Raw genomic sequence first — 13560 nt, 5'->3', positions numbered from 1 at the left:
TGATTTTTGACCGAAAGCCTCTTCGGCTAATATTTCTAATTATCACTACCCTTTTGACGCATTGTCAAAAACAGGCCCGCTTTTATGCTTTTTAAGAAAAGCCTCACGCGCGAACTGACTTATACCAGTATCGGCGTTTTTTTCATTTTGTTGGCGATTTTGCTGACCACCCAATCCATCAATCTGCTCGGCCGCGCGGCACAAGGGCGCATCGCCAACGAGGCGGTGGCGGCGCTGATCGGCTTCTGGACGCTCGGCTTCTTTCCGGTGCTGATGATCCTGACCGTGTTCGTCAGCGTGATGGTGGTGTTCACCCGCATGTGGCGCGAGCACGAGATGGCGGTGTGGCTGGCCAGCGGCAAGTCGCTGTCCGACTGGGTCGGCCCGGTAATGCGCTATGCGCTGCCGCTGAGCCTGCTGGTGGCCATCGGCACGCTGGTGGTCGAGCCGTGGGCACAGCAGCGCAGCCGCGAGTACGCCGAGATCCTGAAGCAGCGCGAGGAGATGACCGCGCTGGCACCGGGCGTATTCAAGGAGTCACGCAGCAATGACCGCGTCTACTTCATCGAGAGCTACTCCGTTGCCACCGGCGCCACCCGCAACGTGTTCGTGCAGAACATCGCCGATGGCGAGGTGTCGTCGGTATTCGCCAAGGAGGGCCAGCTGGGCCGGGATGAACTCGGTAACCGCACGCTGACCCTGCTCAACGGCCGCCGCTATGTCGGCGAGCCCGGCAGCGGCGCCTTCGAGGTGGTAGAGTTCGACAGCTACCGCATCAAGATCAGTGACAATGTCCGCACCGCGGTGCCGGAAGTGGACAGCAGCTCGCGGCCAACCTTGCAGCTGTTCGGCAGCGACGATCCGAAGGACCGCGCCGAGCTGGCCTGGCGCCTGTCGCTACCGCTGTGCACGCTGCTGCTGGCCCTGCTGGCCCTGCCGCTGAGCTACTACAACCCGCGTTCCGGCCACGCCTACAATCTGGTGTTCGCGCTGGGCGCCTATCTTGCCTACCAGAACCTGCTCTGGCTGCTGCGCAACTGGATTGCCAGCGACAAGCTGCCGAGCGCGCTGGCCATTCTGCCGGCGCACCTGCTGATCCTGCTGCTGGCACTGGCACTGCTCCACTACCGCAACCGTCCTGCCGGCTCGCTGCTGCCGGTGCTGCGCGGCTGGCTGCGAAAGACCCCGTAAATGAAGACCGTACGCAACTACATGATGGCGCGCTTTTTCGGCGCAACCCTGTTCACCCTCGCCTGCCTGCTGGGCCTGTACGGTTTTTTCGACATCATTCGTGAAGTGCCGGATCTGGGCAAAGGCAACTACCAGACCAGCACCATGCTGGCCTATGTCGCGCTGCAGATCCCCGGCCACGCCTACGAGCTGATGCCGCTGGCGGTGCTGATCGGCGCACTGGTGGCGATGTCGCAGCTGTCCGGCAGCGCCGAGTACACCGCCATCCGCACCTTCGGCGTCTCGCTGGGACAGATCGCCCGCTTCAAGCTGATCTTCGGCCTGATCATGGCGCTGTCGGCGCTGGCGCTGGGCGAGTTCATCTCGCCGCAGTCGGAACAGATGGCGGAGCGGCTGAAGCTGCAGTCGACGCGCTCGCTGATCGCGCAGGAGTTCCGCTCCGGGCTGTGGGTGAAGGACGACAACAATATGATCAACGTGCGCGAGATGCTGCCGGACAACACCCTGCTCGGCATCCGCATCTACAGCTACGATGACGAGTACCGGCTGATCCGCAGCGAGTTCGCCGAGCGTGCCACCTACCAGGGCGAAGGCAACTGGCAACTGGAAGGCGTGCGTTCGTCCACGCTGCACGCCGACCATGTCAGCACCTCGCGCCAGCCCGGCCGCCAGTGGCAGTCGGTGCTGCAGCCGGACATCCTGTCGGTGCTGCTGGTGGTGCCGGAACAGATGTCGGCGCTGGACCTGCTGACCTATATCGAACACCTGCAGAACAACCACCAGAAGACCCAGCGCTACGAGATCGCACTATGGAGCAAGCTGTTCTACCCGCTGGCCTGTATTTCGATGGCGCTGGTGGCGCTGGCGTTCACCCCGGCACAGCGCCGTCAAAACGATCTCGGCGTCAAGCTGTTCACCGGCATCAGCATCGGCATCGCCTTCCACTTCTGTAACCGGCTGTTCGGCCATCTCGGCCTGCTGTACGACTGGAACCCGCTACTTTCGGCCACCATCCCCACCACGCTGTTCTTGATCGCAGGGGGCTGGGCCATACTCCGACTGGAAAAACGATGACGGCAACCGCACAACAGCAGCTCTGTCAGCGCTGGCGCAAAACCCTGCAGGACGGCCGCGCCACGTTGGCCGCACGCTATACCGCCGACCGCAACGGCCGTGCCTACCTGCAGGCACACAGTGCACTGGTCGACGGCGTGATCCGCTCCGCCTGGGACGTACTGGGGCTGGGGCAGCGCGCGGCGCTGGTGGCGGTGGGCGGCTACGGCCGCGGCCAGCTGTTTCCGCATTCCGACATCGATCTGCTGCTGCTGCTGCCCTCGGCCACCTGCGACAGCCTCAGCAGCTTCGTGGAAGACTTCATCGGCGCGATGTGGGACATCGGCCTCGATGTCGGCCACAGTGTGCGCACCATCAACGAATGCCTGCAGGAAGCGGCCAAGGACATCACCGTCGCCACCACGCTGCTGGAAAACCGCATGCTGGCCGGCAACATCACCCTGTTCCACCAGCTCAACAGCGCGGTCGAGCGCAACCGTGACCCGCTGCCGTTCCTGGAAGGCAAGCTGCTGGAACAGCAGCAGCGCCACAGCAAGCACTACGGCCTCGGCAGCAACCTGGAGCCGAACATCAAGGAAAGCCCGGGCGGCCTGCGCGACCTGCACACCATCCTGTGGATCAGCAAGGCCATCGGTGTCGGCCAGACCTGGGACAGCCTGATCAGCAACGACATCCTCACCGCCTCCGAGGCGCGGCTGCTCAAATACAGCGAACGCCAGCTGGAACGCATCCGCATCGACCTGCACCTGGCCGCCAAACGCCGCGAGGACCGGCTGATCTTCGACCTGCAGAACACCGTCGCCACCATGTCCGGCCTCAGCGACGACGATGCCCGCCGCGCCAGTGAACAGCTGATGCAGACCTTCTACAAGGCCTCGAAGAACGTCAGCCAGCTCAACGGCATCCTGCTGCCCAACCTGCGCGCACGCTACGTCTGCACCGTGCCGCGACTGACCCAGGACCTCGACGAGCACTTCTACAGTGTCAACTGCATGCTCGGCATCCGCGATCCGGACATCTTCGAGAAGCAGCCGTCGACCATCCTCAGTGCCTTCCTGCACATCCAGCGCCACGGCCTGCGCGGCATGGCGCCACGCACCCTGCGCGCGCTGTGGCACGCGCGGCGCCAGATCAACGAGCGCTTTCGCCGCGATCCGCACAACCGCGCGCTGTTCATGCAGTTCTTCAAGGAGCCGGTCGGCCTGACCCGCACCCTGCGCCGCATGAACCTGTACGGCGTGCTGGGCAAGTACCTGCCGGCGTTCGGCAAGATCATCGGCCAGATGCAGCACGACCTGTTCCACGTCTACACCGTCGACGAACACATCCTGATGGTGGTGCGCAACCTGCGCCGCTTCGCGGTGCCGGCCTTCAACCACGAATACCCGCTGCTTAGCCGCCTGATCGACGAATTCGAGCGCCCGGAAGTGCTGTACATCGCCGGCCTGTTTCACGACATCGCCAAGGGCCGCGGCGGCGACCACTCGCAGCTGGGCATGGCCGACATCCGCCAGTTCTGCGAGGCGCATGGCATGTCCGCCGCCGACACCGCGCTGGCGGAATGGCTGGTGGCACAACACCTGACCATGTCCAGCGTGGCGCAGAAGCAGGACATCTGCGACCCGCAGGTGGTGCAGGAGTTTGCGGCCAACGTTGGCGACCTGCGCCATCTGGTAGCGCTATACATCCTCACCGTCGCCGACATCCGCGGCACCAGCCCCAAGGTGTGGAACGCGTGGAAGGCCAAACTGCTGGAAGACCTGTTCCAGGCCACGCGGCGCAAGCTGCAGCAAGGCGGCGAAGTCGACCTCGACCTGGAGCTGGCCGAACGCAAGAAGGCGGCGCAGGCCATCCTGCGCCTGAATGCAATCCCGGACGGCGTCGAGCAGACGCTGTGGCAGCACGTCGACAGCATCTACTTCCTGCGCCACGAGGCGCGCGAGATCGCCTGGCATGCACGGGTGCTGAACCGCAGCGTGGACACCCAAACCCCGATCGTGCGTGCGCGGCTGTCGGAGGACAAGGAAGGCATCGAGCTGATCGTCTACGCCGCCGACCAGCCCGACCTGTTCGTGCGCATCTGCGCCTTCCTCGGTGCCGCCAACTACAGCATCGCCGACGCCAAGATTCACACCACCCGCCACGGCTACGCGCTGGACACCTTCCACGTGTTCCTGCCGGAACACCACGACGGCGACTACCGCGACCTGATCAACTTCATCGAATTCGAACTGGCAGCCAACCTGCAACGGCAGGAGCCGATCCGCATGCCACCGCCCGGCCGCCTCAGCCGCCACCTGAAGCACTTCCCGATCCAGCCGCAGGTGCTGATCCGCGCCGACGACAAGCAGCGCCACTACGTGCTGTCCATCGTCAGCGGTGACCGTCCCGGCCTGCTGGCCAAGATCGCCAAGGTGCTGTCCGACTATCACGTCAACGTCGACGCCGCCAAGATCATGACCCTGGGCGGGCGGGTGGAAGACTCCTTCCTGTTGTCGCTGCCGTCCAGCCACGACGACAAGCTGCTGCTGGCGCTGGAAAACGACCTGATCAACGCACTACGGATCTGACACCATGCTGCACTTTGAAGACCTTACCCCCGGCCGCCGCTTCCACACTGCCAGTCACACCCTGACGCTGGACGAGATCCGCGACTTCGCCGGCAGCTTTGATCCGCAGTTTTTCCATCTGGACGAGGTCGCGGCCGAAGACAGTGTGTTTAACGGCCTCGCCGCCAGCGGCTGGCATGTTGCCAGCCTGACCATGCGGCTGGTGGTGGCCAGCGAGCTGAGCCAGGTCGCGGGCGGCCTGGTCGGCATGAAGGTCGACAATATGCGCTGGCCGCGACCAACCCGCGCCGGCGACACGCTGCAAACCGAGATCGAGGTGCTGGCGCAGCGTGCCTCCGCCAAGCAGCCGCAATTCGGCATCGTCACCCTGCAGTGGACGACGCGCAACCAGCATGAAGAAATCGCCGTCCAGCTGGAAACGGCGATTTGGGTGCAGCGCAGGGACAGCTAAGGCTTTAGCTGGGCTTCTGCCACTTGCGGTAGTGCAGCGTCAGCCGCTCCAGATCGCCGGCCGCCACCTCCAGCGCCTGCGCGCTGTGCAGCACGTTGTTGGCGGTGTCGATGTTCTGCTCGCCCAGTACCGCCAGCTGTTCCACCGACGCCGCCACCTGATGCACGGTGGAGGAGTCGCTGGCGACCTGGCTCGACAGCTTGCCGGCAAAGTCGTGGGCACGGTCGGCGATGTCCAGCAACACGTCCAGCTGCGACGCCGAGGCGCGGATCTCCGCGCTGACGTGATCGACCTCTTCCACCGAACGGTCCATGTTCAGCGTCACCTTGTCGGTAATCTGCACGATCTGCTGTACCACATCGCCGATGGCGTCGGTCGCCGTCGCGGTACGCTCGGCCAGCTTGCGCACCTCGTCGGCCACCACGGCAAAGCCGCGCCCGGTTTCGCCGGCACGCGCCGCCTCGATCGCCGCGTTCAGCGCCAGCAGATTGGTCTGTTCGGCAATGCCGTGGATCAGGTTGGTCATGGCGCCGATTTCGGTCATCGACTTGTCCAGCGCCGCCAGTTCTTCCTTGGAGCGGTTGACCACCACCACCGCCTGGGTGGCGGCCTCGGCCGCACGCTGCATCACCTGCTGGCCCTCGGTCGCGGCATTGCGCGTTTCCTGAGCGCCCTGCACGCTGTCTTGCGCCATCGAGGCAACATGACCGATCGAACTGCTGATCTGCTCCATGCTGATGCTGATCTGCTGCAGGCCCTTGCCCTGTTCTTCGGCACGCGCTACCAACCCGCCCATTTCCTGGCTGAGGGCGTGCGACTGCTCGTAGGTACGACCGCCGGCACTGAGCGAATCCGCCACCATCGCGCGCATGTGCAGGCGCAGCCCTTCCAGGCTGTCCATCATCGCGCCGAGCTGGCCGCCGAGACGGGTCTGCAGCGGTGACTCCAGCTGGCCTTCCGCCAGATTGAGGAAGCCCTGGTGCAGGCGCTGCATCACGCGCCACTCGGAGTAGCGCCACCACACCGAGGCGGCCGCCAGCGCGCCCAGCGACAGCAGGCTGACCAGCAGCCTCGTGCCGTCGCTCCAGCCCGGCACACAGCCGGCGGCGACCAGGCCGGAACTGAACAGGCCGGTCAGCACGAAGCCGATCTTGCCGCTATCGCGGCGCTTGGACAGCTGCTTCAGCGTGGATGGCAGGGTGGCCTGCTTATCGCGCACCTTCTGGTACAGCGCTTCGGCGGCACTGACTTCGGCGCGGTTGGGCGTGCTACGCACCGAGACATAGCCGACGATCTTGCCCATTTCGGTGATCGGCGTGACATGCGCCTCCACCCAGTAAAAGTCACCGTTCTTGGCGCGGTTTTTCACCAGTCCGCCCCACGGTTTGCCCTGCTTGACCGTGTCCCACAGGTCGGCAAAAGCCTCCGCCGGCATGTCCGGATGACGCACGATATTGTGGTTCTTGCCCAGCAGTTCGGCTTCGCTAAAACCGCTGATGTCGATGAACGCGCGGTTGGCGTAGGTGATGGCGCCCTTGAGATCGGTCTTGGTAACAATCGGGCGCAGGGGATCGAGAAACAGCTCGTTGGCTGTCACTGGCATATTTATTTTCATAATCGTGTCTTATTGATGTGTGCGCCAATCGTGCAAGATTATCAAACATTTCTAATCAAGCCTATACAAACATCGGCAGGCGCGATTGAAAATACCTCTTCCGGCCAGCTTTGCAAACGCGGTGGCACGCGGTACAGTTCGGAAAGTATAAATACAAATGATTATCAAATGAATCAAGCGCGCAACCCCATCCCGACCGAGCTGCTACTGGAGGTCATCGAACGGCAACGCATCGGTGCCGAATACCAGCCGATCAAGGCGACCAACAGCCTGCAGACGGTGGGCTACGAGGCGCTGGCAAGGTTTTATAGTGCAACGCGCCAGCCGCTGCCACCGCAGGCGGTGTTCGACACGCTGCACGATTCGCCGGTCACGCTGGTGCAGGTCGAATTGATGAGCAAGCGCTGGCAGATCGAGCACGCGCCACGCGACGGCCTGCTGTTCCTCAACCTCGATCCGCACGCCGTCGCCGGCCTGTCGCTGGCGACACCGGAACACCCGCTGCTCGACCTGCTGTGCCAGCCGCAGCGCACCGTGATCGAGCTGATCGAAAACACCAATGTGCAGGAAGCGGATCACAGTATGCTGCTGGCGGAACTGCTGGCGCAGCGCGGCATCCGCACCGCGCTGGACGACATCGGCGGGCCGGCGACGATGGTGTCGATTCCGATCCTGTGTACGGTGGACATCTACAAGTTCGACCGCCAGTGGCTGCGCCAGCTACAGCAACCGCGGCAATTGCGCATGCTGCAGATGCTGCTGGCGTTTGCCCGCGCCGAGGGCAAGCAGACGGTACTGGAAGGCATCGAAAGCGAGGCCGACCTGCGCCAGGCACAGGCGCTGGGCGTCGACTTCGTGCAGGGCTACCTGTTCCGCCCCGAGTTCATCAGCCGGAACGCGCTGTAGAGCGTGCCCACGATCTCGCGAGCTAGAGCTAGACAAGGCGAAAACGGTTGAGGAAGCGGAGTTGACATGGGGTCAATGAGCATTCCGAAGCCGTTTTCAACGCGGTATCGCCCCGTTGAGATCAAGTCGCAGCAGATCGTGAACATGCTCTAAAACAGTTTGCCCAAGGTTGGCCGCATTGCGGCCAACCTTGGGCAAAGGAGCACCCCCGAAAACAACTGCCTCAGGCGCGTTTCAGCTTGAGCTTGCCCGCCAGCCAGGTGTGATCGTAGCTGACGATTTCGTAGGGATTGCCGAACGGATCGACGAACGACACCGAGCAGAAGAAACCGTGGTCGTGCACCGAGTCGCGGGCGATGGTCTGCCCGTCGCGGCTCACCACCCGCTCCACCGCCAGCCGGTCCAGCCACTCCATAAAATCGTGACCGCTGACGCCAAACGCCACCGCCCCGGCCGCCACGATCGCCGCCTCGTCTTGGCTCAACGCCAGGCGCACACTGGCGCTGGGGTTGGTCAGCATCAACACCCCGTGCGGCCCGTCCTGCAGATGCTTGTAGCGCACATCCGGCACCATGCCCAGCACCCGCTGGTACCAGTCCAGCGCCTTGGCAGTGTCATTTACCTTGATGTGCAGATGGTCAATCTTGGCCAGCGTCAGCATGCGTACCCCAAAATAATAAATTCATGTTGTCGTTATGATCAGTTACGGTTTTTTCAGCAAGGGCGCCAGATAGTGCCCGGTGTGGCTGGCCGGGTTGGCCGCCACCTGCTCCGGCGTGCCGCAGGCAATGATCTGGCCGCCGCCGGCGCCGCCTTCCGGCCCCAGGTCGATCAGCCAGTCCGCAGTTTTGATTACGTCCAGATTATGCTCGATCACCACCACAGTATTACCGTTCTCGCGCAAGCGGTACAACACACTCAGCAATAGCTCGATGTCGTGAAAATGCAGGCCGGTGGTCGGTTCATCCAGAATATACAAGGTGCGGCCGGTGTCGCGCTTGGACAATTCCAGCCCCAGTTTCACCCGCTGCGCCTCGCCACCGGACAGCGTGGTGGCGCTCTGCCCCAGGCGGATGTAGCCGAGACCGACATCCATCAGCGTCTGCAGCTTGCGCGCCACCGTCGGCACCGCGCTGAAAAACTCCAGCGCCTGCTCCACCGTCATCTCCAGCACTTCGTGGATGCTCTTGCCCTTGTACTGCACTTCCAGCGTCTCGCGGTTGTAACGCTTGCTGTGGCAGACATCGCACGGCACGTACACGTCCGGCAGGAAGTGCATTTCCACCTTGATCACGCCGTCACCCTGGCACGCCTCGCAGCGGCCGCCCTTGACGTTGAAGCTGAAACGGCCCGGACCGTAGCCGCGCTCGCGCGACAGCGGCACGCCGGCAAACAGCTCGCGGATCGGGGTGAACAGGCCGGTATAGGTGGCCGGGTTGGAGCGCGGCGTGCGCCCGATCGGGCTCTGGTCAACGTTGATCACCTTGTCCAGCTGCTCCAGGCCGCTGATGTCGCGGTACGGCGACGGCTGCTCGCTGGCACCGTTGAGATCGCGGGCGGCGATCTTGTACAACGTGTCGTTGATCAGCGTCGACTTGCCGGAACCGGACACACCGGTGACGCACACCAGCATGCCCAGCGGCAGCTGCAGCGTCACGTCCTTCAGGTTGTTGCCGCTGACACCGGCCAGACACAACAGGCGCTCGGGGTTGACCTCGCGCCGGCTGGCCGGCACCGCGATGCCGCGACGGCCAGACAGGTAGGCGCCAGTCACCGATTTCTCGCTGGCGGCGACCTCGGCCGGCGTGCCAGCTACCAGCACCTCGCCACCGTGCTCGCCGGCGCCCGGCCCCATGTCGACCAGGTAGTCGGCGGCGCGGATGGCGTCTTCGTCGTGCTCGACCACGATCACGCTGTTGCCCAGGTCACGCAGCCGTCGCAACGTCGCCAGCAGGCGGTCGTTGTCGCGCTGGTGCAGGCCGATCGACGGCTCGTCCAGCACGTACATCACGCCGGTCAGGCCGGAGCCGATCTGGCTGGCCAAGCGGATGCGCTGCGCCTCACCGCCGGACAACGTATCCGCAGAGCGCGCCAGGCACAGGTAGTCGAGGCCGACGTTATTCAGGAAGGACACGCGGTCGCTGATTTCCTTGACGATCTTTTCCGCCACCGCCTGCTTCTGGCCGGAGAACTGCAGCCCGCTGAAGAAGGCCGAGGCATCCTTCAGCGCCATCTGGTTGATCTGGTGCAGCGTCTTGCGGCCGATATAGATATGGCGCGCCTCCAGCCGCAGGCGCGAACCGCCGCAGCTCGGGCAGCACTGGTTGTTCTGGTACTTGGCCAGCTCCTCGCGCACGGTGCTGGAATCGGTCTCGCGATAGCGGCGTTCCAGGTTGGGGATGATGCCCTCGAAGGCGTGCGCGCGCTGGAATTTGGTGCCGCGCTCGGAGACGTAGGTGAACTCGATTTCCTCGCGTCCGGAGCCGTGCAGCACCACCTTCTGCACCTCGTCCGACAGGTCCTCGAATGCGGTCTCCAGCGAGAAGCCGTAGTGCTCGGCCAGCGCCAGCAGCATCTGGAAGTAGAACTGGTTGCGCTTGTCCCAGCCCTTGATCGCGCCGGCGGCCAGGGTCAGTTCCGGATGCGCCACCACCCGCGACGGGTCGAAATAGGTGATCTCGCCGAGGCCGTCGCACTTGGGGCAGGCGCCCATCGGATTGTTGAACGAGAACAGGCGCGGCTCCAGCTCCGGCAGGCTGTAGCTGCACACCGGGCAGGCAAACTTGGCGGAGAACCAGTGCTCCTTGCCGCTATCCATTTCCACCGCGATGGCGCGGCCTTCGGCGTGGCGCAACGCGGTCTCGAAGCTTTCCGCCAGCCGCTGCTGCATGTCGGCGCGCACCTTGACGCGGTCGATCACCACCTCCACCGAGTGCTTCTTGTTCTTGTCCAGCTTCGGCACCGCGTCCAGCTCGTACACTTCGCCGTCGACGCGCACGCGCACGAAGCCCTGCGCGCGCAGATCCTCGAACAGCTCGACGTTCTCGCCCTTGCGGCCAACGATGACCGGCGCCAGGATCATGATCCGCGTCTCTTCCGGCAGTGCCAGCACGTGGTCGACCATCTGGCTCACCGTCTGCGACGCCAGCGCCACGTCGTGCTCCGGGCAGTGCGGATCGCCGACGCGGGCGTACAGCAGGCGCAGGTAGTCGTGGATTTCGGTGACGGTGCCCACGGTGGAGCGCGGGTTGTGGCTGGTGGCCTTCTGCTCGATGGAGATCGCCGGGCTCAGGCCCTCGATCAGGTCGACATCGGGCTTTTCCATCAGCTGCAGGAACTGCCGCGCGTAGGCCGACAGGCTCTCGACGTAACGGCGCTGCCCCTCGGCATACAGCGTGTCGAAGGCCAGCGACGACTTGCCGGAGCCGGACAAGCCGGTAATCACCACCAGCTGGTGGCGTGGCAGGTCAAGATTGATGTTCTTCAGATTGTGCGTACGTGCGCCGCGAATGCGGATGGAATCCATGCCTGTCTCACCGTCGGTCGGGGAACCTGCTACTATACCGGACTTGCGCGCAGCCGCTCCATAGCACGATGGATTTCCTGACAGAGAAAACCGCTGCCGCTGCCCGCCCACTGTGACGACGCCCTCCAACACCCGTACCGATGACTGCACTTGAGCTACGCGCCAGCCTTGGCCTGGCCGGAATCTACGCCCTGCGCATGCTGGGCATGTTCCTTATCCTCCCCGTCTTTGCCCTCTACGCCGAAACCCTGCGCGGCGCCGACAACCACACTCTGATCGGCATCGCGCTGGGCAGCTACGGCCTGGTGCAGGCGCTGCTGCAACTGCCGCTGGGCATGCTCTCCGACAAGGTTGGCCGCAAGAAGATCATCTACGGCGGCCTGCTGCTGTTCGCCGCCGGCAGCTTCATCGCCGCCAGCGCCGACGACATCATGATGCTGACCGTGGGCCGCATCATCCAGGGCTCCGGCGCCATCTCGGCGGTGATCACCGCCCTGCTCGCCGACCTCACCCGCGAAGAAGTGCGCACCCGCGCCATGGCCATCATCGGCATGAGCATCGGCACCACCTTTGCCGTCAGCCTGGTGCTGGGGCCGCTGCTGGCACGCTATATCGGCGTGGACGGCATCTTCGTGCTCACCGGCGTGCTGTCGCTGCTGGCGCTGCTGGGCGTGTGGCGCATCATTCCCGACCCGGTGCACTCCAGCTTCCACTCCGACACCGGCACCAACACCGCGCGGCTGCCGGCAGTGCTGCGCAACCGCGAACTGCAGCGACTGAACTTCGGCATCTTCGCGCTGCACGCGGCGCAGATGGCGATGTTCGTCACCATCCCGTTCGCGCTGACCAGCACCGGCGGCCTCGACAAGTCGCAGCACTGGCTGGTGTACCTGCCGGTGGTGGTTGCCGGCTTCGTGCTGATGGTGCCGGCGATCATCTACGGCGAGAAAAAGGCCAAGCTGAAGCAGGTATTCGTCGCCGCCGTGGCGCTGATGACCACCGCGCAGATCGGCATGGCGCTGGCGCTGTCCAGCTTCTGGCTGATCGTGCTGTGGCTGGCACTGTACTTCGTCGCCTTCAACATCCTGGAAGCCACCCTGCCGTCGCTGATCTCGAAAATTGCCCCTGCCGATGCCAAGGGAACCGCGATCGGCGTGTATAATACCGCCCAATCTTTCGGCCTGTTTGCCGGTGCCGTTGCCGGCGGCTGGCTGTACAGCCACCACGGCGCGCTGGGCGTGTTTGCCTTCACCAGCGTGCTGATGCTGGCCTGGCTGCTGCTGTCGCTGACCATGACGCCGCCCAAGGCGGTGAAGAGCCAGATGTTCCACATCGGCGAGCAATGGCAGGGCGATGCCGATACCCTGTCGCGGCAGCTGGCCAGCCAGCGCGGCGTCAGCGAAGTGGTGGTGTTGCTCGGCGAACGGGTGGCCTACCTGAAGGTCTCCCAGCAAGACTGGGACGAAGCCGCGGTCAAACAGCTGATCCAGGCAACATACTGAGCCGCCGCACCGCCGTCACCTCAGCCCGTGACGGCGCCGAATACCTCCTTGAACTGAAATGAAACGGAGCCCCAATGAACAGCATTACTTTTGATGGCCGCCTGGCCGCCGACGCCGAACTGCGTTACACCCCGAGCGGCGAAGCCGTGCTCAGCTTCCGTGTTGCCAGCGATATCGGCTTTGGCGAGCGCAAGACCACCAACTGGTTTACCTGCCAGGTGTGGGGCAAGCGCGGCGAATCGCTGAAGAACTACCTCGGCAAGGGCCAGCAAGTCACCGTCTACGGCCAGCTGACACTGCGCGAATGGCAGGACAAGGAAGGCCAGAAGCGCCTGTCGCCGGACGTGCGCGTCAATGAGATCAGCCTGCAAGGCGGCAAGCGTGACGGCGGCATGGGCGGCGCGGACGAAGACTACAGCTACGGCGGTGGCGCCCAGCGCTATGACGCCCCGGCCGCGGCCCCCGCCGCCGCCCCGGCGGCACCACGTCGCATGGAGCCGAAACCGGCCCCGAAAATGGACGACATGGACGATGACATCCCGTTCTGATTTACACCTGATACAAAAGCAGTAAACCAGCAAAGCCCCGTTAAATTCCTGATTTAGCGGGGCTTTGCTTTCGTCCCTGACAAGCCGGCGACTCTCCGCACACAGCTGCAATGTCAGCCGGATGAGCATCAGGCGATACGCTTTATCTATGAGATAAAGGCTGTACTTTCAAAAATC

The 13560-nt window shown here is 63.9% G+C and carries 10 protein-coding genes; 7 read left to right on the top strand and 3 right to left on the bottom strand.

Features of this window, described 5'->3' with window-relative positions; genetic code table 11:
* The first annotated feature begins 84 nt into the window (after positions 1 to 84).
* Genes lptF through C8E02_RS03320 form a run of 4 tightly spaced genes read left to right on the top strand, consistent with a single transcriptional unit; the run spans position 85 to position 5286 of the window.
* Positions 85 to 1191, top strand: a complete 1107-nt coding sequence (gene lptF / locus C8E02_RS03335) for an LPS export ABC transporter permease LptF (protein ID WP_120809637.1) — start codon at positions 85 to 87, stop codon at positions 1189 to 1191.
* On the top strand, positions 1192 to 2265 hold the full coding sequence (gene lptG / locus C8E02_RS03330) for an LPS export ABC transporter permease LptG (protein WP_120809636.1): 1074 nt from the start codon (positions 1192 to 1194) through the stop codon (positions 2263 to 2265). It abuts the gene before it with no gap.
* Positions 2262 to 4835, top strand: coding sequence for a [protein-PII] uridylyltransferase (locus C8E02_RS03325; protein WP_120809635.1), 2574 nt, complete (start codon positions 2262 to 2264; stop codon positions 4833 to 4835). The genes lptG and C8E02_RS03325 overlap by 4 nt, the downstream gene beginning before the upstream one ends.
* A gap of 4 nt (positions 4836 to 4839) precedes the next feature.
* Entirely contained in the window at positions 4840 to 5286 is a 447-nt protein-coding gene (locus C8E02_RS03320) for a MaoC family dehydratase (protein WP_120809634.1), read from the top strand.
* Positions 5287 to 5290: 4 nt separating this feature from the next.
* Here C8E02_RS03320 and C8E02_RS03315 read toward each other — a convergent pair whose 3' ends face one another.
* A complete protein-coding gene (locus tag C8E02_RS03315) occupies positions 5291 to 6889 on the bottom strand; it encodes a methyl-accepting chemotaxis protein (protein ID WP_245961055.1) in 1599 nt (532 codons plus the stop codon).
* A gap of 180 nt (positions 6890 to 7069) precedes the next feature.
* Here C8E02_RS03315 and C8E02_RS03310 point away from each other — a divergent pair, with 180 nt between their 5' ends.
* Positions 7070 to 7807, top strand: a complete 738-nt coding sequence (locus tag C8E02_RS03310) for an EAL domain-containing protein (protein ID WP_120809632.1) — start codon at positions 7070 to 7072, stop codon at positions 7805 to 7807.
* Between the two features lie 223 nt (positions 7808 to 8030).
* Here the strand turns inward: C8E02_RS03310 and C8E02_RS03305 are convergent, their stop codons facing one another.
* The gene (locus C8E02_RS03305; protein WP_047967284.1) at positions 8031 to 8468 is read right to left on the bottom strand and encodes a VOC family protein; all 438 of its coding nucleotides are present in this window, start codon (positions 8466 to 8468) and stop codon (positions 8031 to 8033) included.
* A 42-nt stretch (positions 8469 to 8510) separates the two neighbouring features.
* Entirely contained in the window at positions 8511 to 11333 is a 2823-nt protein-coding gene (uvrA, locus tag C8E02_RS03300) for an excinuclease ABC subunit UvrA (protein WP_120809631.1), read from the bottom strand.
* A 140-nt stretch (positions 11334 to 11473) separates the two neighbouring features.
* Between uvrA and C8E02_RS03295 the strand changes: the two genes are divergently transcribed.
* Complete coding sequence (locus tag C8E02_RS03295; RefSeq protein ID WP_047967282.1) at positions 11474 to 12835, top strand: MFS transporter; 1362 nt, start codon at positions 11474 to 11476, stop codon at positions 12833 to 12835.
* A gap of 74 nt (positions 12836 to 12909) precedes the next feature.
* Complete coding sequence (locus C8E02_RS03290; RefSeq protein WP_047967281.1) at positions 12910 to 13383, top strand: single-stranded DNA-binding protein; 474 nt, start codon at positions 12910 to 12912, stop codon at positions 13381 to 13383.
* Positions 13384 to 13560 lie beyond the last annotated feature (177 nt).

Origin of the sequence: Vogesella indigofera, assembly GCF_003633895.1 — a bacterium.
GTDB lineage: Bacteria > Pseudomonadota > Gammaproteobacteria > Burkholderiales > Chromobacteriaceae > Vogesella > Vogesella indigofera.
This window is presented reverse-complemented; position numbering and strand designations above follow the sequence as displayed.